The sequence below is a fragment of the Kitasatospora sp. NPDC096128 genome (genome assembly GCF_040303105.1).
Lineage (GTDB): Bacteria > Actinomycetota > Actinomycetes > Streptomycetales > Streptomycetaceae > Kitasatospora.
In genome coordinates, this window is record NZ_JBEOSP010000051.1 from 38,368 (window position 1) to 62,169 (window position 23,802).

Annotated in this window: 24 protein-coding genes and 3 tRNA genes; 13 read left to right on the forward strand and 14 right to left on the reverse strand. The window is 73.2% G+C overall.

Annotation, left to right across the window (positions count from 1 at the left end):
- Positions 1 to 152 precede the first annotated feature (152 nt).
- A complete protein-coding gene (locus tag ABTY61_RS35945) occupies positions 153 to 1,166 on the reverse strand; it encodes an aldo/keto reductase (protein ID WP_350509385.1) in 1,014 nt (337 codons plus the stop codon).
- A complete protein-coding gene (locus ABTY61_RS35950; protein ID WP_350509386.1) occupies positions 1,163 to 1,666 on the reverse strand; it encodes a MerR family transcriptional regulator in 504 nt (167 codons plus the stop codon). Before ABTY61_RS35950 ends, ABTY61_RS35945 begins: the two co-directional genes overlap by 4 nt.
- A gap of 115 nt (positions 1,667 to 1,781) precedes the next feature.
- Between ABTY61_RS35950 and ABTY61_RS35955 the strand changes: the two genes are divergently transcribed.
- Positions 1,782 to 2,615 (forward strand): serine hydrolase domain-containing protein, encoded by an 834-nt coding sequence (locus ABTY61_RS35955; RefSeq protein WP_350509387.1) that lies wholly within the window; start codon positions 1,782 to 1,784, stop codon positions 2,613 to 2,615.
- 10 nt (positions 2,616 to 2,625) lie between these two features.
- Here ABTY61_RS35955 and ABTY61_RS35960 read toward each other — a convergent pair whose 3' ends face one another.
- Positions 2,626 to 3,402, reverse strand: coding sequence for a pirin family protein (locus ABTY61_RS35960; RefSeq protein ID WP_350509388.1), 777 nt, complete (start codon positions 3,400 to 3,402; stop codon positions 2,626 to 2,628).
- A gap of 253 nt (positions 3,403 to 3,655) precedes the next feature.
- Between ABTY61_RS35960 and ABTY61_RS35965 the strand changes: the two genes are divergently transcribed.
- From ABTY61_RS35965 to fabF, 5 genes are all read left to right on the forward strand, one after another.
- Complete coding sequence (locus ABTY61_RS35965) at positions 3,656 to 4,852, forward strand: PucR family transcriptional regulator (RefSeq protein WP_350509406.1); 1,197 nt, start codon at positions 3,656 to 3,658, stop codon at positions 4,850 to 4,852.
- Between the two features lie 91 nt (positions 4,853 to 4,943).
- Complete coding sequence (locus ABTY61_RS35970; RefSeq protein ID WP_350509389.1) at positions 4,944 to 5,912, forward strand: ACP S-malonyltransferase; 969 nt, start codon at positions 4,944 to 4,946, stop codon at positions 5,910 to 5,912.
- Positions 5,909 to 6,946 (forward strand): beta-ketoacyl-ACP synthase III, encoded by a 1,038-nt coding sequence (locus ABTY61_RS35975; protein WP_350509390.1) that lies wholly within the window; start codon positions 5,909 to 5,911, stop codon positions 6,944 to 6,946. The genes ABTY61_RS35970 and ABTY61_RS35975 overlap by 4 nt, the downstream gene beginning before the upstream one ends.
- An 80-nt stretch (positions 6,947 to 7,026) precedes the next feature.
- On the forward strand, positions 7,027 to 7,272 hold the full coding sequence (locus tag ABTY61_RS35980) for an acyl carrier protein (protein ID WP_350509391.1): 246 nt from the start codon (positions 7,027 to 7,029) through the stop codon (positions 7,270 to 7,272).
- A gap of 184 nt (positions 7,273 to 7,456) precedes the next feature.
- Positions 7,457 to 8,719: a beta-ketoacyl-ACP synthase II gene (gene fabF / locus ABTY61_RS35985; protein WP_350509392.1), complete on the forward strand. Its 1,263-nt coding sequence runs from the start codon at positions 7,457 to 7,459 to the stop codon at positions 8,717 to 8,719.
- Positions 8,720 to 8,812: 93 nt separating this feature from the next.
- Here fabF and ABTY61_RS35990 read toward each other — a convergent pair whose 3' ends face one another.
- Positions 8,813 to 9,307, reverse strand: a complete 495-nt coding sequence (locus tag ABTY61_RS35990; protein ID WP_270147090.1) for a DUF3145 domain-containing protein — start codon at positions 9,305 to 9,307, stop codon at positions 8,813 to 8,815.
- A gap of 352 nt (positions 9,308 to 9,659) precedes the next feature.
- Entirely contained in the window at positions 9,660 to 10,685 is a 1,026-nt protein-coding gene (locus ABTY61_RS35995) for an NADP-dependent oxidoreductase (protein ID WP_350509393.1), read from the reverse strand.
- Between the two features lie 106 nt (positions 10,686 to 10,791).
- On the opposite strand from ABTY61_RS35995, the gene ABTY61_RS36000 reads away from it, so the two are divergent.
- Both ABTY61_RS36000 and ABTY61_RS36005 read left to right on the forward strand, forming a co-directional pair.
- Positions 10,792 to 11,256 (forward strand): MarR family winged helix-turn-helix transcriptional regulator, encoded by a 465-nt coding sequence (locus ABTY61_RS36000; protein ID WP_350509394.1) that lies wholly within the window; start codon positions 10,792 to 10,794, stop codon positions 11,254 to 11,256.
- 119 nt (positions 11,257 to 11,375) lie between these two features.
- Positions 11,376 to 12,881 carry an LCP family protein gene (locus ABTY61_RS36005; RefSeq protein WP_350509395.1) on the forward strand — a complete coding sequence of 502 codons (1,506 nt, stop codon included), beginning with the start codon at positions 11,376 to 11,378 and terminating at the stop codon, positions 12,879 to 12,881.
- Positions 12,882 to 12,893: 12 nt separating this feature from the next.
- Here the strand turns inward: ABTY61_RS36005 and ABTY61_RS36010 are convergent, their stop codons facing one another.
- The 7 genes from ABTY61_RS36010 to ABTY61_RS36040 all read right to left on the reverse strand — a co-directional run bounded on the left by ABTY61_RS36010 (position 12,894) and on the right by ABTY61_RS36040 (position 17,683).
- Positions 12,894 to 13,802 carry a 1-aminocyclopropane-1-carboxylate deaminase/D-cysteine desulfhydrase gene (locus ABTY61_RS36010; protein ID WP_350509396.1) on the reverse strand — a complete coding sequence of 303 codons (909 nt, stop codon included), beginning with the start codon at positions 13,800 to 13,802 and terminating at the stop codon, positions 12,894 to 12,896.
- Between the two features lie 113 nt (positions 13,803 to 13,915).
- Positions 13,916 to 14,545 (reverse strand): GOLPH3/VPS74 family protein, encoded by a 630-nt coding sequence (locus ABTY61_RS36015; protein ID WP_350509397.1) that lies wholly within the window; start codon positions 14,543 to 14,545, stop codon positions 13,916 to 13,918.
- 50 nt (positions 14,546 to 14,595) lie between these two features.
- A complete protein-coding gene (locus tag ABTY61_RS36020; protein ID WP_188304311.1) occupies positions 14,596 to 14,823 on the reverse strand; it encodes a type II toxin-antitoxin system antitoxin in 228 nt (75 codons plus the stop codon).
- 9 nt (positions 14,824 to 14,832) lie between these two features.
- The gene (locus tag ABTY61_RS36025; protein ID WP_350509398.1) at positions 14,833 to 15,780 is read right to left on the reverse strand and encodes an SPFH domain-containing protein; all 948 of its coding nucleotides are present in this window, start codon (positions 15,778 to 15,780) and stop codon (positions 14,833 to 14,835) included.
- 181 nt (positions 15,781 to 15,961) lie between these two features.
- Positions 15,962 to 16,834: a hypothetical protein gene (locus tag ABTY61_RS36030; RefSeq protein ID WP_350509399.1), complete on the reverse strand. Its 873-nt coding sequence runs from the start codon at positions 16,832 to 16,834 to the stop codon at positions 15,962 to 15,964.
- A complete protein-coding gene (locus ABTY61_RS36035; RefSeq protein WP_350509400.1) occupies positions 16,827 to 17,246 on the reverse strand; it encodes a hypothetical protein in 420 nt (139 codons plus the stop codon). Before ABTY61_RS36035 ends, ABTY61_RS36030 begins: the two co-directional genes overlap by 8 nt.
- Before the next feature lie 363 nt (positions 17,247 to 17,609).
- Positions 17,610 to 17,683: transfer RNA gene (locus ABTY61_RS36040), tRNA-Ile, on the reverse strand.
- Positions 17,684 to 17,872: 189 nt separating this feature from the next.
- Between ABTY61_RS36040 and ABTY61_RS36045 the strand changes: the two genes are divergently transcribed.
- Both ABTY61_RS36045 and ABTY61_RS36050 read left to right on the forward strand, forming a co-directional pair.
- Complete coding sequence (locus ABTY61_RS36045; protein ID WP_350509401.1) at positions 17,873 to 18,721, forward strand: trypsin-like serine peptidase; 849 nt, start codon at positions 17,873 to 17,875, stop codon at positions 18,719 to 18,721.
- Between the two features lie 138 nt (positions 18,722 to 18,859).
- Entirely contained in the window at positions 18,860 to 19,609 is a 750-nt protein-coding gene (locus ABTY61_RS36050; protein ID WP_350509402.1) for a trypsin-like serine peptidase, read from the forward strand.
- A 157-nt stretch (positions 19,610 to 19,766) separates the two neighbouring features.
- Here the strand turns inward: ABTY61_RS36050 and ABTY61_RS36055 are convergent.
- Positions 19,767 to 19,839 (reverse strand) — tRNA-Asn (locus ABTY61_RS36055).
- Positions 19,840 to 19,901: 62 nt separating this feature from the next.
- Positions 19,902 to 19,974 (reverse strand) — tRNA-Asn (locus ABTY61_RS36060).
- A gap of 241 nt (positions 19,975 to 20,215) precedes the next feature.
- Here ABTY61_RS36060 and ABTY61_RS36065 point away from each other — a divergent pair.
- From ABTY61_RS36065 to gad, 3 genes are all read left to right on the forward strand, one after another.
- Positions 20,216 to 20,509: a hypothetical protein gene (locus ABTY61_RS36065; protein ID WP_350509403.1), complete on the forward strand. Its 294-nt coding sequence runs from the start codon at positions 20,216 to 20,218 to the stop codon at positions 20,507 to 20,509.
- Between the two features lie 176 nt (positions 20,510 to 20,685).
- Positions 20,686 to 22,131, forward strand: coding sequence for an FGGY family carbohydrate kinase (locus ABTY61_RS36070; protein ID WP_350509404.1), 1,446 nt, complete (start codon positions 20,686 to 20,688; stop codon positions 22,129 to 22,131).
- Between the two features lie 133 nt (positions 22,132 to 22,264).
- Positions 22,265 to 23,668, forward strand: coding sequence for a glutamate decarboxylase (gene gad / locus ABTY61_RS36075; RefSeq protein ID WP_350509405.1), 1,404 nt, complete (start codon positions 22,265 to 22,267; stop codon positions 23,666 to 23,668).
- Positions 23,669 to 23,802: the final 134 nt, after the last annotated feature.

Sequence of the window (23,802 nt, forward strand, 5' to 3'; positions counted from 1 at the left end):
CGGGCGCCGGGCCGCGCGGGCCCGGCCGGCCGGCCCCGCCCGGGCCCCACCCCGGCCCCGCCCGGCGGGCGCGGCGGCTCCCCCCCCGCCCCCCCCCCCCGCGCGGTGGACTGCTCCGGCCCGAACTACTCCGGCTGCTCCGGCTGCTCCCGCTACTCCCGCCCGACCGAGGTGTTGCTCATGTCCGCGTAGCGGTCGCCCGCCACCCGGCCGGCCAGCGGCTCCAGCAGCGCCAGCTCCTCCGCGCTCAGCCGCAGGGCGACCGCGCCGGTGTTCTCGGCGAGCCGGCTGCGCTTGCGGGTGCCGGGGATCGGCACCACGGTCAGCTTGTGCACCTGGGCCCGCTGCTGCACCCAGGCCAGCGCGACCTGGGCGAGCGTCGCGTCGTGGGCCGCGGCGATCTCCCGCAGCGGGGCGAGCAGTTCGCCGTTGGCGGCGGCGTTCTCGCCGGTGTAGCGGGGGTGGGTGCGGCGGAAGTCGTCCGCCGCGAGCGTCCCGGCGTCCTGGAACGCGCCGGTCAGGAAGCCGCGCCCGAGCGGCGAGTACGGCACGAAGGCGACGCCCAGCTCGGCGGCGGTCGGCACCGCGGAGCGCTCGACGTCCCGGGCGAACACCGACCACTCGGACTGCACCGCGGCGATCGGGTGGACGGCGTGCGCCTCGCGCAGCTCGGCCCCGGTCACCTCGGACAGGCCCAGCTGCCGGACCTTGCCGGCCCGCACCAGGTCGGCCATGGCGCCGACCGACTCGGCCAGCGGCACCTCCGGGTTGCGGCGGTGCATGTAGTACAGGTCGATCACGTCCACGCCGAGGCGGCGCAGCGAGCCCTCCACCGCGGTGCGGATGTACGCCGGGTCGTTGCGGACGGCGCGCTTGGTCGGGTCGTTCTCGTCACGCTCGATGGCGAACTTGGTGGCGATGACCACCCGGTCGCGGTTGGCGCGGACGAAGGGGCCGATGAACTCCTCGTTGCGGCCGGAGCCGTACATGTCCGCGGTGTCGAACAGCGTGACGCCGGCCTCCAGCGCGGCGTCCAGCGTGGCGAGCGCCTCGCCGGAGTCGGTCGGGCCGTAGAACTCGCTCATGCCCATGCAGCCGAGGCCCTGGACGCCCACCAGCGGGCCGTCGGTGCCGAGGGGGGCGGTGGGGAGGACGGGGTGAGTCATGCGCTCTGCTCTTCCTCTACTCGGTGGTACTGGCATCGGAGGGGGGTGCCGGTGCTGTCGGCGATCTTCCCGGCATAGAGATCGATCTTGTAGTCGAGGACGGCCAGGGTGGCCTGGAGGTCGACGATCCGCTGCCGGACCTCCTCGCGCTGGGTCTCCAGCAGCTCCCGGCGCTCGGCGTAGGTCTCCTCGCCGCGGCGGGCCATGTCGACGTACTTGAGCATGTCCGCCACGGACATCCCGGTCAGCCGCAACCGGCCCAGGAAGGCCAGCCGGTGCAGGTCGCCGTCGCAGTAGCGGCGCTGGCCGCCGACCGCGCGGTCGACCGGGTCGAGCAGGCCGATCCGCTCGTACCAGCGGAGGGTGTGGGCGGTCAGCCCACTGGCCGCGGCGACCTCGCTGATGGTGTGCCGCGGGGTCCGGTCCGGCTCACCGGCCGGGCCGTTGAAGACCTCGGTGCAGCTGCGCAGACCGGCCCGGGCGGGTACGGGTGTGGCCATGATCGATTCCCCCTGTCCTGTACCGACGACGCTACCGAGTTGGAGTGCACTCCAAGCAAGCCACCCTGCCGGGTGCCCCTGCCACCCGGCTGAGCGGCCCATTAGAGTCGACCGCATGGAGAGCTTGCGGATGATCGACAACTGGCCCGTGCCCCACGCCGCCGCCGCGGTGGTCCGGGGGTCGGACGGCGCGGTGCTGGGCGCCCACGGCCCGCAGCAGCACCTCTTCCCGCTGGCCTCGGTGACCAAGCTGCTCACCTCCTACGCGGCACTGGTCGCCCTGGAGGAGGGCGTGTTCGAGCTGGACGACCCGGCCGGCCCGCCCGGCTCCACCGTCCGCCACCTGCTCGCCCACACCTCGGGCCTCGGCTTCGACGAGGACCGGCTGTTCGCCGAGCCCGGCAAGCGCCGGCTCTACTCCAACGCCGGTTTCGACGTGCTGGCCGTCACCCTGGCCGAGGCCGCCGGGATCGCGTTCCACGAGTACGTCGCCGAGGCGGTGTTCGAGCCGCTGGGCATGCACGACACCCTGCTCAACACCGCGAGCAAGTCCCCGGCCGGCGCCGGCGGCCTGTCCACCGTGGCCGACCTCACCCGGTTCGCCGCCGAGCTCCAGGCCCCGAAGCTGCTGGACCCGTCCACCCTCCACCGGGCCACCCGCGAGGTCGCCTTCCCCGGCACCAGCGGTGTGCTGCCCGGCTACGGCCACCGCCGCCCGAACGACTGGGGCCTCGGCTTCGAGATCCGCGACGGCAAGAGCCCGCACTGGACCGGCGCCGCCAACTCCCCGGAGACCTTCGGCCACTTCGGCCAGTCCGGCACCTTCCTCTGGGTCGACCCGCGGGCCGGCGTGGCCTGTGTCGCGCTCACCGACCGGGACTTCGGCCCCTGGGCCGTCGAGGCCTGGCCGCCGCTGTCCGACGCCGTCCTGGCCGAGCTGAACGGCTAGGCCCTGGGCCTCAGCCGTACGAGACCGGCGAGTGCATCTCCCAGAGCAGGAGTTCGGCGCCGGTCTCCCCGGCCGCCGGGTCGGCGAAGGCCTCGCCGGTGATCCGCACGCTGTCGCCGGGCACCATCGACCGGCCGGCGCCCTTGGGCCCGGGAACGGTCCGGTAGCCCAGCGATCCGGCCGTCAGGTGGGCGTACCGCCAGGGCGCCGCCGGCAGCGGGGGCATCGGCTGCCAGGGGCCGGCGGTGGCCAGCCAGAGCGCGGCATCCCGGCGGCGCAGCCGCAGGGCGTCGGTGCCGGCGTCGCGCTCCAGCCCGGAGGCCAGCAGCGTCAACCCGCCGTCCGCCGGTTCCACCTTGCGCAGCCCGTACCCGGGGGCGGCATCGAACTCGTCGGGCTGCAGCCACATCTGGACGAAGCGCACCGGCCCGGTGGCGCCGCCGACGTTGCGCTCGGTGTGGGTGACCCCGGAGCCGGCACTGAGGTGCTGGATCATGCCCGGGCGCACCACCCCGCTGTGGCCGTGCGAGTCCCGGTGGGCCAGCGCGCCCTCCAACACCCAGGTGAGGATCTCGGTGTCCCGGTGCTTGTGCTCATCGAACCCGGCGCCCGGCGCCAGGAGTTCCTCGTTGCACGCGAGCAGCGCGCCGAAGTGGGTGTTCTTCGGGTCGTAGTGGCCGGAGAAGGAGAACGCGTGTCGGGTCTCGATGCCCTCGGCGGGGGCGGAGCGGTAGCGCTCGGCGGTGCGGCGCAGGTCGGCACGGGGGCGGGCGGCGGCGTCGGTCACGCCCTCACCGTACTGCTCCGGACGGCGCGCACCCGGGCGCGGACGCACCCCGCGCCCCGGGTGGTGTGACCGGCACCACCGTGCCGGTCCGCCGGGGGGTGTGCACGAGCAGTCACCCGCGTGAGGCAGTCTTGTCCTTGTGTCAGCCGCTTCCGCGAACTCCAAGAGCGACCCCAGTCCCGCAGCCGAACCCACCGGGAAGAGCCCGGCTCCCCGGACCGCCCGCGACCGCCCCGGCCGCCCCGCCCCCCGTCTGACGGCCCAGGAGCGCCGGAACGCCGCCGAGCGGGCCGAGCGCCGGGCCGCGACGCTCAAGCGCCTGGAGAAGTCCTCGGGGAAGCTGGCCACCGCCGCGATCTCGCGGATGGACGACCAGCTCGGCTGGTACCGGCGGATGCCCCCGGAGCACCGCTCCTGGATCGGCCTGGTCGCCCAGGCCGGCATCGCCGCCTTCACCGAGTGGTACCGCCACCCGGAGGCCGCCCGGGCGATCTCCACCGACGTCTTCGGCACCGCCCCGCGCGAGCTGACCCGGGCGATCACGCTGCGCCAGACCGTGGAGCTGATCCGCACCACGATCGAGGTGATGGAGGAGGCCATCGAGGAGGTGGCCGCCCCCGGCGACGAGGCGGACATGCGCGAGTCCGTGCTGGTCTACGCCCGGGAGATCGCCTTCGCCACCGCCCAGGTGTACGCCCAGGCGGCCGAGGCGCGCGGCGCCTGGGACGCCCGGCTGGAGGCCCTGGTGGTCAACTCCCTGCTGTCCGGCGACGCCGACGAGGGGGTGCTCTCGCGGGCCGCCGCCCTGGGCTGGGGCCAGCCCAGCCAGGTCCGGGTGGTGATGGGCAGCGCCCCGGACGGTGACAGCGAGTTGGTGGTCGAGGCGATCCGCCGGGCCGCCCGGTACGCCAAGCTGAACGTGCTGACCGGGGTGCTGGGCAAGCGCCTGGTGGTCGTGGTCGGCGGCGACAAGGAGCCGGTGCACGCCGCCCGGGCGCTGATCGGCCAGTTCGCGCCGGGCCCGGTGGTGATCGGCCCGACCGTGCCGGACCTGCTCTCGGCGACCCGCTCGGCGCACGCCGCCGCGGCCGGCCTGCGCGCCTGCGCCGCCTGGCCGGACGCCCCGCGCCCGGTGCTCGCCGACGACCTGCTGCCCGAGCGGGCGCTGGCCGGGGACGGGGCCGCCCGCCGCCAGCTGGTGGAGGAGATCTACACACCGCTGGACGAGGCCGGCTCCGCCCTGCTGGAGACGCTGAGCGTCTACCTGGAGCAGGCGTCCTCCCTGGAAGGCGCGGCCCGGATGCTGTTCGTGCATCCCAACACGGTGCGCTACCGGCTACGACGTGTGACCGACGTCACGGGGTACGCCCCGTCCGACGTACGTTCGGCGTTCACTCTGCGGATCGCACTGGCCCTCGGCCGCCTCACCGCCGTCGGGGAGCCCGGCTGAGCCGGAGTGTAGGGACCATACAATCCCGGATGGTTTTCTTCGTTACCGTCGCCTACCCGCCCCCGGGCGCCTGGCGAGAGAGGGTTGAACCGTGCTCGTAATCGTCGCCCCTGGACAGGGTGCCCAGTCCCCCGGTTTCCTCAGCCCCTGGCTGGAGCTCGACGGTGTCGCCGACCGCCTGCGCCGCTGGTCGGAGCCCGCCGGGCTCGACCTGGTGCACGCCGGGACCGAGGCCTCCGCCGAGGAGATCAAGGACACCGCCGTCGCCCAGCCGCTGCTGGTCGCGGCCGGCCTGGTGACCGCCCGTGCGCTGTTCCCGGACGAGGACGTCGCCCGCAAGCTGACCGGCGCCGTCGCCGGCCACAGCGTCGGTGAGATCACCGCCGCCGCCCTCGCCGGGGTGTTCGGCGCCCATGAGGCGCTGACCTTCGTCCGGGAGCGCGGCCGGGCCATGGCCGAGGCCGCCACCGTCACCGAGACCGGCATGGCCGCCGTGCTCGGCGGCGACCCGGAGGTCGTCGCGGCGAAGCTGGCCGAGCACGGCCTGACCGCGGCCAACAACAACGGCGGCGGCCAGATCGTCGCGGCCGGCACGCTGGTCCAGCTGGAGGCGCTGAAGGCGGACCCGCCGGCCGGCGCCAAGCTGATCGCGCTCAAGGTCGCCGGCGCCTTCCACACCGAGCACATGGCCCCCGGTGTCGAGCGGCTCGCCGCGCTGGCCCCGAGCCTGGAGGTGGCCGACCCGCAGGTCCGCTACGTGTCCAACAAGGACGGCGGGGTCGTCGACTCCGGCGCCGAGGTGCTGGGCCGCCTGGTGTCGCAGGTCTCCAACCCGGTCCGCTGGGACCTCTGCATGGAGACCCTCGGCCGACTGGGCGCGACCGCCGTCATCGAGCTGTCCCCCGCAGGCACGCTCACGGGGCTGCTCAAGCGCAACCTCAAGGGTGTGGCCACCCTCGCCCTGAAGACCCCGGCCGACCTGGACAAGGCCCGTGCGCTCATCGAGGAGCACGGCGGCCAGGGCCGGCAGGACCCGCAGGACCAGGAGGACCAGGCATGACCAAGCCGCAGATCCGCCCCGCCACCGGCGCGCAGTACTCCCGCATCCACGGGGTCGGCGGCTACCGCCCGGTCCGGGTCATCCCCAACTCCGAGGTCCTGGAGTGGATCGACTCCTCGGACGAGTGGATCCGCACCCGCAGCGGGATCGCCGAGCGCCGCTGGGCGGGCCCGGACGAGAGCGTCTCCGAGATGTCGGTGCAGGCCGCCGGAAAGGCCATCGCGCAGGCCGGCATCTCCGCCGAGCAGATCGGCGGCGTGATCGTCGCGACCGTCTCGCACCTCAAGCAGACCCCCGCGATCGCCACCGAGATCGCCGAACGGCTCGGCTGCGGCACCGCCCCGGCCTTCGACATCTCGGCCGCCTGCGCCGGCTTCGGCTACGGCCTGGGCCTGGCCGACGGCATGATCCGCGGCGGCAACGCCGAGTACGTGCTGGTGATCGGCGTCGAGCGGCTCAGCGATCTGACCGACCGGTCGGACCGCTCGACCGCGTTCATCTTCGGCGACGGCGCCGGCGCCGCGATCGTCGGCCCGTCCGACACGCCGGGCATCGGCAAGCTGATCTGGGGCTCGGACGGCTCGCAGGCCGACGTCATCACCCAGACCCGGGCCTGGGACACCGCCTTCGCCAAGCCCGACGCCATCAACGGCCCGGGCGAGGAGCAGGACCACAAGTGGCCGGCCCTGCGGATGGACGGCCAGCCGGTGTTCCGCTGGGCGGTCTGGGAGATGGCCAAGGTGGCCCAGCAGGCGCTGGACGCCGCCGGGATCACCGCCGACCAGCTCGGTGCCTTCATCCCGCACCAGGCCAACATGCGGATCACCGACGCCATGATCAAGGCGCTCAAGCTGCCCGCGTCGGTGCCGGTCGCCCGGGACATCGCCGAAACCGGCAACACCTCCGCCGCCTCCATCCCGCTGGCGATGGAGCGCATGCTGGAGTCCGGCGAGGCCCACAGCGGTGACCTCGCGCTGATCATCGGGTTCGGGGCGGGTCTCGTGTACGCCGCGGCAGTCGTTACGCTCCCCTAGGCGCGTTTCGCCCCATCCATCCACAAGCCCGTGTTCGGCCGACGGTCGGACGCGTTCAACACCGAAGAGGAGCAGCCAGTATGGCTACCAAGGACGAGGTCCTGGAAGGTCTCGCCGAGATCGTCAACGAGATCGCCGGCATCCCGGCGGAGGACGTCCAGGAGGACAAGTCCTTCACCGACGACCTGGACGTCGACTCGCTGTCCATGGTCGAGGTCGTCGTGGCCGCCGAGGAGCGCTTCGACGTCAAGATCCCGGACGACGAGGTCAAGAACCTGAAGACCGTCGGCGACGCGGTGAACTACATCCTCACCAACGCCGCCTGAGCGATCGACTCGTACGAGTCGTCCAGCCCGTCCTTCGTGACGCACGCCCAGGACGGCTGACCCGCCGGCCCGGCTCCGAGAGCCTGGCCGACCCGCCGGCCGGGACGCCCCACCGGGCGCCCGGCCGGGCCCTTCTTCGGCTCCGCCGCCGACCCCCGCACGAACCGTGAAAGAAGAGAAACCAGTGACCGCTGAAAACCGTACCGTGGTCGTCACGGGTATCGGCGCCTTCACGCCGCTGGGCGGCGACGCCGCCACCACCTGGGAGAACCTGATCGCCGGGCGCTCCGGAGTGGCGGCCCTGACCGAGGAGTGGGCCCAGGACCTGCCGGTCCGGATCGCCGCGCGCACCGCGATCGAGCCGGGCGAGATCCTGCCCCGCCCGCTGGCCCGCAAGCTCGACCGGTCCGCCCAGTTCGCGCTGATCGCCGCGCGCGAGGCCTGGGCCGACGCCGGCTTCGAGACCCCGGCGACCGACGAGTCCTCCAAGCTCGCCCCCGAGCGCCTGGGCGCCGTGATCGCCTCCGGCATCGGCGGCGTGACCACCCTGCTCGACCAGTACGACGTGCTGAAGGAGAAGGGTTCCCGCAAGGTCTCCCCGCACACCGTCCCGATGCTGATGCCCAACTCCCCGGCGGCCAACGTCGGTCTGGAGGTCGGCGCCCGCGCGGGTGTGCACACCCCCGTCTCCGCCTGCGCCTCCGGCGCCGAGGCGATCGGCTACGCGATCGAGATGATCCGCAGCGGCCGCGCCGACGTCGTGGTGGCCGGCGGCACCGAGGCGGCGATCCACCCGCTGCCGATCGCCGCGTTCGCCAACATGATGGCGATGTCCAAGAACAACGACGAGCCCGAGCGCGCCTCGCGTCCGTACGACAAGGGCCGTGACGGCTTCGTGCTGGGCGAGGGCGCCGGCGTGGTCGTGCTGGAGTCGCTGGAGCACGCCGAGGCCCGCAACGCCCGGATCTACTGCGAGGCCGTCGGCCAGGGCCTGTCCTCGGACGCCCACCACATCGCCCAGCCCGAGCCGACCGGCGCCGGCGTGGCCCGCGCGCTGGCCGACCTGTTCGACCGCAACGACCTGGACAAGGCCGAGATCGTGCACGTCAACGCGCACGCCACCTCGACCCCGCAGGGCGACACCGCCGAGCTCAAGGCGCTGCGCAAGGAGCTGGGCGAGGACCTCGACCACATCCTGGTCTCGGCCACCAAGTCGATGACCGGTCACCTGCTGGGCGGCGCCGGCGGCATCGAGACCGTCGCCACCGTGCAGGCGCTGTACCACCGGATCGCCCCGCCGACCATCAACGTCGAGGAGCTGGACGACGACGTGGACGCGAAGATCGTGACCGAGGCGACCCCGCTGCCCGAGGGCCGGATCGCCGCGCTGAACAACTCGTTCGGCTTCGGCGGCCACAACGTGGTGCTGGCCTTCCGCACCCGCTGACAGCCGTGACGGAGGGGCCGGCGCCCAGTACGGGCGCCGACCCCTCCGTCATGTCCTCCGGCCTCGGACCACTCCGGCCCGGAGCCCCCGGGCTCAGACCACCTGGTGCAGCCAGCGCACCGGTGCGCCCTCGCCCGCGTAGCGGAACGGCTCCAGCTCGTCGTCCCAGGGCTTGCCCAGCAGCCGGGAGATCTCGGCCTCCAGGTCGGCCCCCTCGCTGCGGGCCCGCAACAGGACGGCCCGCAGCCGGTCCTCGGGGATCAGGATGTCGCCGTGGATGCCCGTGACGGCGTGGAAGATGCCGAGCGTGGGCGTGCTGCTGTACCGCTCCCCCTCCGCCGTGGCGCAGGGCTCGCTGGTCACCTCGTACCGCATGAGCTGCCAGCCGCGCAGCGCGGAGGCGAGCTTCGAAGCGGTGCCGGGCTCCCCCTGCCAGGAGAGCTCGGCACGCCAGTGCCCGGGTGCGGCCGGCTGGCGGATCCAGTCCAGGCTCACCCGCACACCGAGCACCCCCGCGACGGCCCACTCGACGTGCGGGCACAGCGCGCGGGGCGCGGAGTGGATGTAGAGAACTCCACGTGTCGTCACCGGGACCTCCAGGCTGTGGACGAGGGTCGCCTTCCCCAGCTGCCTCGTGCCTGCAGTTGATCCACAGTTACCCACGTTAGCCGACATTAAGCTACTAAATTGAGCAAAACGGACAGGCTTTCGCTCAATGCTAGTCGAATCCTCAACGAGGTCTACCCCTCGGCCGGATCTCTCCCCCGAACGGCCCCATCGCCAGGCGGGACCACCGTACCGCGCGGCGCGGCAGGATGGATGACGCACTTTCGGATCCGGCCGGAATGCGGTAGTGCGGCCGGATCCCCTGCGCCGTGCACGCGAACCGCCCCGCGCGCCCGGTCGGGGGCGGCGGGGCGGTCGGCCTCCTGACGGAGGGTCAGCCGTCCAGGCGGACGACCATCTTGCCGGTGTTGGCACCGCGCAGCAGGTCGATGAAGGCCTCGGCGGCGTTCTCGAAACCGTCCACCACGGTCTCCTCGCCGCGCAGTTCGCCGGAGCGCAGCCAGCCGCCCACCTCGGTCACGAACTGCGGCTGCAGGGCGGCGTGGTCGCCGACCAGCATGCCCTCCAGGCGCAGCCGCTTGCCGATCGCCATCGCCAGGTTGCGCGGGGCGGCGGGCGCGGTGGTGTCGTTGTACTGGGCGATCGCGCCGCAGAGCACCGCGCGGCCGTGCACGCCGAGGGCGCCGATCGCGGCCTCCAGGTGCTCGCCGCCGACGTTGTCGAAGTAGAGGTCGATGCCCTCGGGGGCGGCCTTCGCGAGCTGCTCGGCGACCGGGGCGTCCTTGTAGTTGAAGGCCGCGTCGAAGCCGTACTCGTCCACCAGCTTGGCGACCTTCTCCGCCGAGCCGGCCGAGCCGACCACCAGCGAGGCGCCCTTGAGCCGGGCGATCTGGCCGACCAGCGAGCCGACGGCACCGGCCGCGCCGGAGACGAAGACCTTGTCGCCCTCCTTGAGGGCGCCGACGGCGAGCAGTCCGGCGTAGGCGGTCAGACCGGGCATGCCGAGCACGCCGAGGTAGGCGGAGAGCGGGGCGGCGGCCGGGTCGACCTTGACCGCGCGCTTCGCGTCCAGGGTGGCGTACTCGCGCCAGCCGAGCCCGTGCAGCACGGCGTCACCGGGGGCGAAGCCCTCGGCCTCGGAGGCGACCACGTAGCCGACCGCGCCGCCGTCCATGGCCTGGCCGAGCTGGAACGGGGGCACGTACGACTTGACGTCGTTCATCCGGCCGCGCATGTACGGGTCGACCGAGAGGTGGGTGTTGCGGACCAGGATCTCACCCGGGCCCGGGGTCCGGACCGGGGCCTCGACCAGGGCGAAGTCGGTGGGCGCCGGCCAGCCCTGGGGGCGGGCGGCGAGGTGCCATTCACGGGCGGTGGCGGGGGCGGCCTGCTCTGCCATGGCAGTACTCCTCGGAGGGGGGTTCGGCAGGTGAAAGGTTGAGCAACTGAAGTAACGATGGACATGAAAGGTTCATGTTGTCAACTTTTCAGGTAGACTCTGGAGCATGGACACCCAGCCCACCGAGGTCGCCACGCCGCAGTCCGACGAGATCACCCGCGAGGTCGTCGACCTGATGGCCAACCTGGTCGCGCTGTTCCACCGCGAGTACGAGGAGGCCGCGGCCGCCCGCTCGCTCACCGGCGCCCAGGCCAAGGTGCTCGCCCTGCTGCGGCGCGGCCCGCTGCCGATGCGCCACATCGCCCAGACGCTCAGCTGCGAGCCCTCCAACATCACCGGCATCGTCGACCGACTGGAGGCCCGGGGCTTCGTCACCCGGGAGGCCGACCGGCATGACCGCCGGGTCAAGCTGGTCGCCGCCACCGAGACCGGCGCCGCCGCCTCCGAGGAGCTGCGCGAGTCGCTGAACTTCGCCCGCGAACCGCTCGCCGCGCTCGACCCGGCGGAGCGCACCGTACTGCGGGACCTGCTCAGCCGGATGCTCACCGGCGCCGCCGGCCCCGGAGCGTGACCAGCATCACAGCCCCGCCGCTCGATTCGATCGCCCCCCGGGGGTAACCGAACAGCCTTCCGGAGCGTCTAACGTTCGAACATCGAACGCGAGAAACCTGAAGACGGGGGGCACGAAGGATGAGCAGCAGCACGCGCCGGCGCCGCTACCTGCGGACCGCCATCGGCCTGGCCGCCGTTCTGGTGCTGTCGGTCGTGGGCGCCGGAGCCTGGTTCTACCACCGGCTCGACAGCAACATCACCACCTTCGACCAGGGCGGCGTCGCCACCGAGCGCCCGCCGGCCCCCGTTCCGGCCAGCCCCGGCGCCCAGGTGCCGGTCAACGTACTGCTGCTCGGCTCGGACACCCGCGACGACGGCAACAACTCGCTGGGCGGCGGCGACGAGGGCGTCGGCAACTCGGACACCGCGATCCTGGTGCACATCTACGCCGACCACAAACACGCCGTCGGGGTCTCGATCCCCCGCGACACCCTGGTCACCATCCCGTCCTGCAAGCTGGCGGACGGCACCTGGTCCAAGCCGCGCAACGACCAGATGTTCAACTCGGCGTTCGGCGTCGGCGAACTCGCCAAGGGCAACCCGGCCTGCACCCAGAACACCGTGGAGAAGCTCACCGGACTGCGGGTCGACCACACCGTGGTGGTCGACTTCAAGGGCGCCGCCGCGATGACCGAGGCCATCGGCGGCGTGGACGCCTGCGTGCCCAACGACGTCAACGAGTACGGCATCCAGCTGAAGAAGGGGATGCAGAAGCTCTCCGGGAAGTCCGCGGTGGACTACCTGCGCGCCCGCCACGGCATCGGCGACAACTCCGACATAGGCCGGATGAAGCGCCAGCAGGCCTTCCTCTCCTCGATGATCAAGAAGGTCCAGGGCCAGGGCTTCTCGCTGCCCACCCTGCTGCCGCTGGCCGACGCCGCCACCAAGTCGCTCACCGTGGACGAGGGCCTCGGGACCGCGATGAAGCTGGTGGACTTCGCCCGCTCGGTCGAGGACATCAAGCTCTCCGACGTCACCTTCGTCACCGCCCCCTGGCGCTTCGCCGGGGAGCGGGTGCGACTGGTCCAGCCGGACGCCGACACCCTGTGGAAGCTGCTGCGCGAGGACCGCACCCTGGACGGGCGGAGCACCGCCGGCACCGGCGCGGCCACCGCCGCCGCGTCCGGCTCCGCCTCGCCGAACCCGAGCACCGCCCCGACCGCCCCGCTCACCCCCGAACAGGCCGCCGCCCAGATCACCGTGGTCAACGGCGTCGGCACGGCCGGGCTGGCCGGCTCCGGCGCGGAGACCCTCAAGGGCCGCGGCTTCCAGAACGTCGTCCTCGGCGCCAACAACCCCGGCAAGCAGCACACCGAGGTCTCCTACGACCCGGCTCTCAAGGCCACCGCCGACCAGGTCGCCGCACTCTTCCCCGGCGCGGGCGCCGTCGAGGAGCCCGGCTCGGGCGCGATCACCGTCACCCTCGGCGCGGACTACAAGGCGGCCGGCACCCAGCTCGACTCGGTGTCCTCGCCCTCCGATGCGCCCACGGCCCCCGCGCCCGGCGGGATCCCGACCGGCATAGCGGAGAACACCCGCGGCGCCGACACCGACCCCTGCGCCGACCTGACCTTCGGGTCGTAGGCCCCTCCGGGCCTACTCCGGGTCCGGCAGGCCGGTGACCACGGCCGTCAGGCGGGTGCCGCGTTCGAAGGCGCCCGCCTGCGCCAGGTCGGCCAGTGCGGCGAGCAGCTTGGCGACGTACCTGAGCTCCACCGGGATTCCGTGGCGGCGCTCGAACTCCTCGGCGTGGGCGGCGAGTTCGGCCGGGACCTTGCCGTAGCCGCCGCCGTGGTGGGCGTGGTCGATCCGCCAGTTGTCGAACTCGCGCCCGAACCCGGCCCGGTGCAGCCGGGCCACCTCCGCCTCCAGGTAGCCCTCGCCGCCGCGCAGCACGGCCACCCCCAGCGCCCGGGCCCCCGGCGGCAGGCCCGCCGCGATGCCGGCCAGGGTGCCGCCGGTGCCGACCGGGCAGCAGACCACGTCGCGCCCGCCCAGGTCCGGCAGTTCGGCCGGGATCGCGGCCGCGCCGATCGCGGCCAGGGCGTTGGACCCGCCCTCCGGGAGCACCAGGCACCTGCCCCAGCGACGCAGCAGTTCGCCGCCGCCCCCGGCGCCGGCCCGGCCGGTGGCCTCCCGGTAGTCGGCCCGGGTGAGGAACTCCAGCCGCATCCCGGACCGTTCGGCGGCCCGCAGCGACCAGTTGCGCGGCCGGTCGGCCAACTCCTCGCCGCGCACCAGCCCGACGCTCTCCAGCCCCAGCGCGGCGGCGGCGGCCGCGACCGCCCGCAGGTGGGTCGAGTAGGCGCCGCCGAAGGTCAGCAGCCGGGTGTGGCCCTGCTCGACGGCGGCGGCCAGGTTGGGCGCGAGCTTGCGCCACTTGTTGCCGGGCACGCTCGGGTGCAGCAGGTCGTCCCGCTTGAGCCTCAACTCCACCCCGGCCCGGGCGAAGACCCCGTCGGTGCAGTCCACCAGCGGGGTCGGCAGCAGGGCGGGTTCGAGCACCCGGCCAGCTTACGGGCCCGCCCCGGACGCCCGGCAGCCCGGCCGTCCGTCGGACGGCCGGGCCGGGCCGGGCCGGGGGCGGGGGCGGGGGCGGGGGCGGAACCCCGGGCGGGTCAGCCCGCCCCGCCGTCCGCGTGCTTCGCGGTGATGGCCATGCGCAGGGCGCGCGGGACGGGGCCCGCGGCGGGTGCCAGCTTGTCGATCCTGGTCCGGAACTCGCGCCGCTGGCGCCAGGTCAGGGCCGAGCCCAGCCGGGCGGCGTCGACCAGGGCGACCAGCGCCGCGTCCGCCGGGTCGACCCGGCTGAGCGGGCCGCGCAGCGCCGACATGACGTCCGCCGTCAGCGCCTTGCGCACCCGGGGCTCCGGAAGGGTGACCCGGGCGACCGGGAAGAGCCCGAGCACCCGGCGCTCCTCGACCCGGATCCGGCCGGCGGCCACGAGCCCGTCGCGGACCACCCGCGCCGACCTCCGCGAGCGCCCGATCCAGCGCTTCCAGGTGCGCCGCCGCTCCTGGCGGATCTGCTCCAGCAGCGCGGCGGAGAGCGGGTCGAGCCCGTCGGCGGGGCCGTCGACGGCGGCCGGGTGCCGGCCGTCGTCACGGATCAGCCGGCGGCGGAGGAGCTCGGTGAGCGCCGCCGCCCGCAGGGCCAGGTCGAGATCGGACGTGCGGGTGAGGCGCCCGCGCTCCGGGTCGTAGGCGAGCAGGTAGAACTTCTCGGGAAGATTGACGGGCAGGTCCATCTCGGTCTCCGAAGGATCTGGAAGATCTGCGGGACGCCCGGCGACCGCGGTCAGTCCTCGGCGGGACCGCCGCTCTCCGGGCTCTCCTTGGGCGGTCGGCCGCGCCGGGGAAGCCGGGCCGCACCGCTGGGCATCCGGCCGGCCTCGGTGAGGGCGCGGCGGAGCACGAACTCGATCTGTGCGTTGGTGCTGCGCAGTTCGTCCGCGGCCCACCTGGCCAGCGCGTCGTGAACTGAAGGGTCCAGTCGCAGCAGGAGCTTCTTCCGTTCCGTCGCCAACGCGCGCCCTTACTGGTAGAGGGAGCCCGTGTTCACGACGGGCTGGGTGCCCCGGTCGCCGCAGAGCACCACCAGGAGGTTGCTCACCATGGCAGCCTTGCGCTCCTCGTCCAACTCGACGACGTCCCGCTCGGCGAGCCGGTCCAGGGCCTCCTCGACCATACCCACGGCGCCCTCGACGATCAGCCGTCGCGCGGCCACCACGGCCCCGGCCTGCTGGCGCTGGAGCATCACCTGGGCGACCTCGGGCGCGTAGGCGAGCCGGGTGATCCGGGACTCGATGACCCGCACGCCGGCCGCGGCGACCCGGGCCGAGATCTCGGCGGACAGCTTGCGGGTGATCTCCTCGGCACCGTCGCGCAGCGACAACTGCCCCTCGTGGTGTGCGTCGTAGGGGTAGCTGGTGGCGATGTGCCGGACGGCCGTCTCGGTCTGGACGGCGACGAAGTCGGTGTAGTCGTCCACCTCGAACACCGCCATCGCGGTGTCCTCGACCTGCCAGACCACCACGGCGGCGATCTCGATCGGGTTGCCGTCCGCGTCGTTGACCTTGGTGGTCTCGGTCTCGTGGTTGCGGATCCGCAGCGAGATGTGCCGACGGCTGGTGAACGGGTTCAGCCAGCTGATCCCCTCGGCCCGGATCGTCCCCCGGTAGGTGCCGAGCAGCTGGACCACCCGGGCCGAGCCGGGCGAGACCACCGTCAGCCCGCAGAGCAGGACCAGCGAGGTGAGCACCAGCAGCGGCCCGAGGACCACCAGCGGAATGCCCAGGCCCTTGTTCCCGCCGGCCAGTTGGACCCCTCCGACGATCAGCCCGGCGAGCCCGGCGACCACGCCGAGCAGCGCGCCGCCGAGCACCGGCAGCCCGGAGGTGCCGGTGATGACCCGCTCGGTGGTCTTCGGAGCCGGGAGGTCGAGGACGGGGCCGTCCTCGACGGAGACGTGCGGTGCGGTCATGGGACCGACTCCCCCCTGTGCGATGTGCGCCGCGCGGATGCCCGCTACAGCTGTCAAAGTGATATCACTTTTATCGCACGGTGCGCCAGAGCCCGTGCCGGGGTTCCGGTCGTACCGAGGCGCACGAGAGGGTCGTACGGGCGAACCGGGCGACCGGGGCGGCTGCGCGCGTGCGCGTGGGTCAGCGGAAGTTCACGGCACCGGCCGCGACGACGTCCGGCGGGAAGAGCATGTCGTCGACCAGCGCTGCCCCGGGCGCGGTGTAGACGATCACGGATGCCGCGGTCTCCCGGCGGATCCGCTGACCTCCCGGAGTGGCCAGCAGACACTCCGCGAACTCCGGCGACAGCGCGTTCTCGGTCGGCACCTGCGGGGCCGAGCACAATGTCCCACCCAGCTGGCCGCACATCGACCGCAGGTCCAACTCCGACTCGGCGTTGCTGGCGCCGACGACGAAGTTCATCGCTTTGAAGGCATTGGGCATCGGGAAGTAGCCCTCGAAGTACCCCGACTTGTGCGCGCCGCAGTACGCGTTGGCGGCCGCCGGAAGGAACCGGGGCGCGGCACGGTCGACCGGCGCGTTGAGCGTGATGCGCTGCCCGCCCAGCGCGACCGTCGGCTTGAACTCCTTGTCCTTGGCGTAGACGCCGACCGAGAGGACCATCCCGGAGGCATTCTCCAGGAGTTGAAGCGTCTCCCACTGGCGTTCGTACTGGTGGATCGTGTTGCCCGTGGGCAACCTGAAGGAGTAGTCGGGCCCCGTGCCGATCGTCTGCTTCAGCTTCTCGTACGTCTCACCGGGCACCACCTTCTCGACCAGATCCTGTTCGACACCCCTGCGGTAGTCCGGGCTGGAGACATAGAGCCGGTGGGCGAAGAAGGCCACCACCGCTACGGCACCCAGCATCAGGACGGCGATGCCGGCGACCACCTGGGCCCTGCTCGACCGGTGATGATGGTGATGGTGGTTGTTCTGCGTTCCCGAGACCAGAACCGGCGCGTTGAAGGTCCCCCCTTCGATCCTCCCGGCTGCCCGACGGTCCTGATCAGCCATTGGCCCCGGAGCCGAAGTGATTGATCTGCGTTCCCGAGACCTGAACCGGCCCGTTGAAGGTCCCACCACTGATCTCGACGCGGGTACCGGATTGATCGGGAGCAGGCGACGCCGCGTCCCGCAGCAGGTCCTGCAACTCCGCGACAGCCTGCGCGTCCGCGGCAAGGAGCTGGGTCAGGCGCGAACGCCACTCCAGCGCGACGGCCTCCCGCACCTCCGGATCGCCCTGCCGCGCGGCCTCCAAGAGCACCTCACGGGAGGACTCCAGCTCCGCCCCGACCACCTCCGCCCGCCCCTGCCGACGGAACAACCCCGCCACACGGTCACGGAGTTGCCCCCACCCCTCCGTGACCATCAGTCCCACCAGAGTGGTCGCACCGGAGGTCGCGAGCGCCATCAGTTCAGCTTCCACAGTGATCTCCCCCTTCCCCGCCAACCCTAGCGGGCACCGGTGACGCCGGACGGCTCACCGGCTGCACCAGCGCCATCGGTCACCTCGTGCGGCCGACGTCCCGGCCACGGGGATGGAAGTCCGCTCCAGCGGCCGATCGGGCAGCGCCCGTCGCCAGGACGAGACCGATCGACACCGAGCCGGGTCAGGGCGCACCCCTCGGTCCGACCGGACGTCAGCGTGGCGTCGTGATGGTGTTCCCATGCGGGTGAACCTCGGCGTGTAATCGCCGCCGCAGGTCGTCGGGTGCGTACAGTTCTCGCAGGCGCGCCGCATCTCCGCAGGTCAGCACTCTGCACAGGCGCGCCCGGGCACGATCGGAAGTGGGGCGGGTGGGACTCGAACCCACGACCAAGGGATTATGAGTCCCCTGCTCTAACCGGCTGAGCTACCGCCCCGGTTCGCCGCGCGCGCCGGTCGTGGCCACGGCAGCAGCAGACGGCCCCGCGAGGCCGTCCCGGGCAGCATAGCCGGTCGATCACCCGTGGTGCGCGCCGGGGGCGCACCTGGGTGCGCGACGGTGCGCGCCTCTCCGGGCGGGGGACTCCGGGTGGCGGTGGAGGGCCCGGACAGGGCAGCCTGGGCTGATGACGATGCGTGGGGCGGGAGCGGCGGCCGGGGTGCTGGCCCTGGCGATCGCGATGGCCGGGTGCACCACCGCGGCACGGCCCGGCAACGTCGCCCCGACGGTCACCTCGGCACCGCCCAGCACCCCCGCGAGCGCCCACGGCTGGAGCAAGCAGCGCTTCAAGGGGGCGACCGGCAAGCACACCGGGGTCACCCGCACCGCCAAGCCCACCGTGCTCAACGGCCTGGTCGGCGCGGTGTTCACGCGCAACGCGGACGGCGACCACTTCTGCACCGCCAGCGTGGTCGACAGTGCCGGGCTCAACCTCATCGTCACCGCCGCCCACTGCGTCTGGGACCCGAAGATCGGCCAGCGCAGCGACCTGGTCTTCGTCCCCGGCTACCGCAACGGCGACACCCCGAGCGGCGTCTGGCCGCTGCTGGCGGTCAGCGTGGACGACGGCTGGAAGGACCGCGCCGACCCGGACATGGACGTCGCCTTCGCCGTCGTCCAGGCCCAGAACGGGCAGCAGGTCCAGCAGGTGCTCGGCGCCAACAAACTGGGCGTCAACCGCGGCTACCAGGTCCCGGTGCGGGTCACCGGCTACCCGGGCAGCAGCGACGTCCCGATCACCTGCTCCAACACCACCTCCGAGCAGAGCGCCACCCAGCTGCGGATCGACTGCCCCGACTACACCGGCGGCACCAGCGGCAGCCCCTGGGTCACCGACTTCGACCCGTCCACCAGGACCGGCACCGTGGTCGGTGTGATCGGCGGCTACCAGGAGGGCGGGGACAGTCCGAACACCTCCTACAGCAGCTACTTCGGCGACCGGGTCCAGGCGCTCTACGACCGGGCCACCGGCTGAGCGGGCCGGTCCGGAGCCCCGGGCGCGTCCTTCGAACACCCGACAGTGGCGCCGCCGGGCACGGCCTGGTAGATCTTCCTCTCGAACGGCGGAACGCACGGCCCGGATGCCCGCCCCGAAGAACGAGACGGAGCCCCGATGGCCCCCCGCCCGGTGCCGCCCGCGCGCGCGGCCGGAGCGACCGCGCTGGCCGCCCTGCTGCTCACCGCCGGCACCGCCTGCGGCAGCGGGCCGGGCAAGGCGCCGAACGCCGAGGTCGCCCAGCAGAGCGCGGCCCGCGACCGGATCGGCACCCTGTCCATCCACAACGCCCAGGGGCCCCGGTCCTGCACCGCGAGCGTGGTGCGCAGCCCCGCACGCAACCTGCTGGTCACCGCCGCGCACTGCGTGCAGAACCAGCGGGTCGGCCTGCTGGACGGCTTGGTGTTCACCCCCGGCTACCGCAACGGGTACTCCCCGTACGGGAGTTGGCAGGTGCAGTCGATCACCGTCGACCCGCACTGGGCCTCCGAGGACGACCCCGACTACGACGTGGCCTTCGTCACCCTTCGCCCGGCCGACGGCCGGCAGGTCGAGGACGCGGTCGGCGGCAACCCGCTCGGCACCGGCCGGGGCGTCGGGCTGGCGGTCTCGGTGACCGGCTATCCCAACGAGAGCGACGAGCCGATCACCTGCTCGGTCCGGACCACCTCGCAGAGCTCCACCCAGGAGCGCTTCGACTGCGGCGGCTACACCGACGGCACCAGCGGCAGCCCGTGGGTGACCGGCGACGGCACGGTGGTCGGCGTGATCGGCGGCTTCGAAGAGGGCGGGGACACCCCGGGCACCTCGTACAGCGTCGCCTTCGACCAGCGGGTCGCCGACCTCTACCGGAAGGCGACCACCTGACCGCGCCCGTCACGTCCGCCCCCGCCCTCCTCACGGGGGGCAGGCGGCGGGCCGGGCCGCCGGGTGACGCACGCGACACCGGGGCGGACAACACGAAGGCCCCCCGGTCATCCGAGGGGCCTTCGCTCTGAGCAGTCACCGGGTGGAGCCGGTGAAGCTCCCGCAATTGGACTCGAACCAATAACCTGCCGATTAACAGTCGGCTGCTCTGCCAATTGAGCTATGCGGGATCGCGGTACTCGACTTCCGTACCACGGGTGGGAGTCGGGCTCCGAAGAGCACTACTCCCGAGCTCCCCCAATTGGACTCGAACCAATAACCTGCCGATTAACAGTCGGCTGCTCTGCCAATTGAGCTATGGGGGATCGGCTTCCGCTTCGGCTCCCGTGACCCGGGCTCCTCGGCGCTCGCTGCGGGACATACATTAGCGCACTCGGGGGGGTGGTCCGCCAATCGTTTCCCCGGCCGCCCCGGACCGCCGGCCCGGCGTGCCCCGCGCGCGCCCCCGCCGGCACCCGGGGATGCTGGGGGCGCGGGCGGTTCGCCGTCCCGGGCAACGGGTAGGGCAATGCGGCAGAAGGCCGCCAGGAGAGGGTGGGTCCGATCATGTGGAAGCTGTCGTTGGCCGTGGGTCTCGCGGCCGGCTACGTCCTCGGCTCGCGGGCCGGGCGTGAGCGCTACGAACAGATCACCAAGGTCACCCGGCAGATCGCCCGGAACCCCACCGTGCAGGGGGCGACCGACCGGGCGCGGCAGCAGGCCGGCGCGGTGGCCGGGAAGGCGGCGGGCGCCGTCGCCGACCGGGTCGGGGACCGGCTGCCGAACGCCGTCACCGACCGGGTGCCGTACTTCAGCCGCTCCCGGGCGGAGGACGACGGCTGGGGCACCGTCCGCCCGTGACCGGGCGGTAGGCCCGGCCACCGCCGGTCCGTGACGGGGCTGTGGCCCCGGCTACCGCCGGCCGGTAACCGGGGCTGTGGCCCCACGGCAAAGGAGATCCCAACGCGGGGTCCCGAACCGGCAACGGCTCACCCGGCCCGGACGCGTACCGGGCCGGGCTGAGGCATGATCTCGACATGGCCATCGTCGCGGGGATAGACAGCTCGACCAGCCGCACCAGGATCGTCGCGTGCGACACCGACACCGGTGCCGTCCTGCGCTCCGGCAAGGCTCCCCACCCCGTCCCCGAGGACCAGGACCTGCGCCCCGGCGAGGCCGACCCGCAGGTCTGGCTGCACTCGCTCGGCGACGCCGCGGCCGGCGGCCTGCTGGAGGGCGTCCGGGCCATCGGCGTCAGCGCCCAGCAGCACGGCATGATCGGCCTGGACGCGGGCGGGGTGCAGGTGCGGCCCGCGATCCTCTGGAACGACCCGCGCGCCAGCGGCGCCGCCGCCAAGCTGCTGGACGCCCTCGGCGGCCCGGCCGCCTGGACCGCCGCGATCGGCGCCGTGCCCGGCCCGACGTACACCATCGCCAAGCTGCGCTGGCTGGCCGAGTTCGAGCCGGCCAACGCCCGCCGGGTCGCCGAGGTGCTGCTGCCGCACGACTGGCTGGTCTGGCAGCTGCTCGGCCACCCCAAGCGCCGCACCACCGACCGCGGGGACGCCTCCGGCACCGGCTACTGGTCCCCGATCACCGGCGAGTACCGCCAGGACCTGGTCGAGCTGGCGCTGGGCCACGAGCTCAGACTGCCCGACGTGCTCGGCCCCGCCGAACCCGCCGGACACACCCCCGAGGGCCTGCTGATCTCGGCCGGCACCGGCGACAACATGGCCGCCGCCCTGGGCCTGGGCCTCGGTCCGGGCGACGCGGTGGTCTCGCTCGGCAGCGCCGGGACGATCTTCGCGGTGCACGGGGAGGCCGTGGTGGACGCCACCGGCCTGGTCTCCTCCTTCGCCGACGCGAGCGGCCACCACCTGCCGATGGTCGCCACCCTCAACGCCGCCCAGGTGCTGCGCTCCACCGCCGCCATGCTCGGCCGGGACCTGGACGGGCTGAGCGACCTCGCCCTGCACTCCTCCCCCGGCGCCTACGGCCTGGTGCTGCTCCCCTACCTGGACGGCGAGCGCACCCCCGCGCTGCCGCACGCCGCCGGCACCCTGACCGGCCTGCGGGCCGAGGCGATGACCCCTCAGCACCTGGCCCGGGCCGCCGTCGAGGGCATGCTCTGCAACACCGCCGACGCGCTGGACGTGCTGCGCGCCAGGGGCGTCGGGATCAAGCGGGTGTTCCTGCTCGGCGCGGCCGGCCGGCTGCCCGTCGTCCGGCACGTCGCCCCGATGCTGTTCGGCGTCCCGGTCGTGGTGCCCCCGCCGGGCGCGCACGCCGCCCGCGGCGCCGCCCGGCAGGCCGCCTGGGCGCTGGCCGGCACCGCCGAGCCCCCGGAGTGGACGCTGCCGGACGCCGAGACGGTCGAGCCCGAGGGCGAGCAGGACCTGGCGATCGGATCGGCGGTGCGCCGGCAGTACCGCGCCGCCCGGGACCAGATCCACCCGGAGGCCGCCTCGGGCCCGTCGGCCTGACCACTGCCTCGTGAGGCCTGCCGTCGGGGGAAACGCCGTCTGGCCGAAGTCCGCCGGTGAAGATGCGTCACCCGGTGCCCGGTGGCAGCGTGGGTCGGGACACGGCCACCGAGGCGAAGGGCGGCAGGCACCCATGGCCCTGCACAAGGGGACCGGCGGCGACCGCCGGTTGAGCGTCAGTCCGTTCCTCGGCATCACCGACCCGCTGGGCGCGATGGAGCTCGCCCCGCCGGTCCACCGGCTCGGCGAGGGCCCGGTCGCGGCCGACACCGCGTACCAGCTGGTCCACGACGAGCTGATGCTGGACGGCAACGCCAAGCTCAACCTGGCGACCTTCGTCACCACCTCGATGGAGGTGCAGGCCACCCGGCTGATGACCGAGTGCCTGGACAAGAACATGATCGACAAGGACGAGTACCCGCAGACCGCCGAACTGGAGCGGCGCTGCGTGGCCATCCTCGCCGACCTCTGGCACGCCCCCGCCCCGGACGCCGCGGTCGGCTGCTCCACCACCGGCTCCAGCGAGGCCTGCATGCTGGCCGGCATGGCGCTCAAGCGCCGCTGGATGCGCCGCAACGCCGAGCGCTACGCCGCCGGGGCCCGCCCCAACCTGGTCATGGGCGTCAACGTGCAGGTGTGCTGGGAGAAGTTCTGCACCTTCTGGGAGATCGAGGCCCGCACCGCACCGATGGAGGGCGAGCGCTTCCACCTCGGCCCCGAACAGGCCGCCGCCCTGTGCGACGAGAACACCATCGGCGTGGTCGGCGTCCTCGGCTCGACCTTCGACGGGTCGTACGAACCGATCGCGGAGATCTGCGCGGCCCTGGACGCACTCCAGGCGCGCACCGGCCTGGACGTCCCGGTGCACGTGGACGGCGCCTCCGGGGGCATGGTGGCGCCCTTCCTCGACCCGGAGCTGGTCTGGGACTTCCGGCTCCCCCGGGTGCAGTCGATCAACACCTCCGGCCACAAGTACGGCCTGGTCTACCCCGGCGTCGGCTGGGCGCTGTGGCGGGACAAGGAGGCCCTGCCGGAGGAGCTGGTCTTCCGGGTCAACTACCTGGGCGGCGAGATGCCGACCTTCGCGCTGAACTTCTCCCGGCCCGGCGCCCAGGTCGCGGCGCAGTACTACGTCTTCCTGCGGCTCGGCCGGGCGGGCTTCCGGGCCGTCCAGGGCGCCTGCCGGGAGGTCGCCACCTACCTGGCCGGGGAGATCGGGAAGCTCGGCTGCTTCCGGCTGCTGACCCGCGGCGACCAGGTCCCGGTGTTCGCCTTCACCACCACCGAGGACGTCACCTTCGACGTGTTCGACGTCTCCCGGCGGCTGCGCGAGCGCGGCTGGCAGGTGCCCGCGTACACCTTCCCGGCGGACCGGGAAGACCTGTCGGTGCTCCGGGTGGTCTGCCGCAACGGCTTCTCCAGGGACCTCGCCGACCTGCTGCTGGCCGACCTCAACCGGCTGCTGCCGGAACTGCGCCGCCAGCCCGTCCCGCTGCAGGAGCTGGGCGTGCCGGTCCGCGAGGGCTTCCACCATTGAGGCGCGTCCGGCCGTCACGGCCCCGGAAATGCCGCGGCGGGCGATCGTCGGCCCGTCCGACACGCCGGGCATCGGCAAGCTGATCTGGGGCTCGGACGGCTCGCAGGCCGACGTCATCACCCAGACCCGGGCCT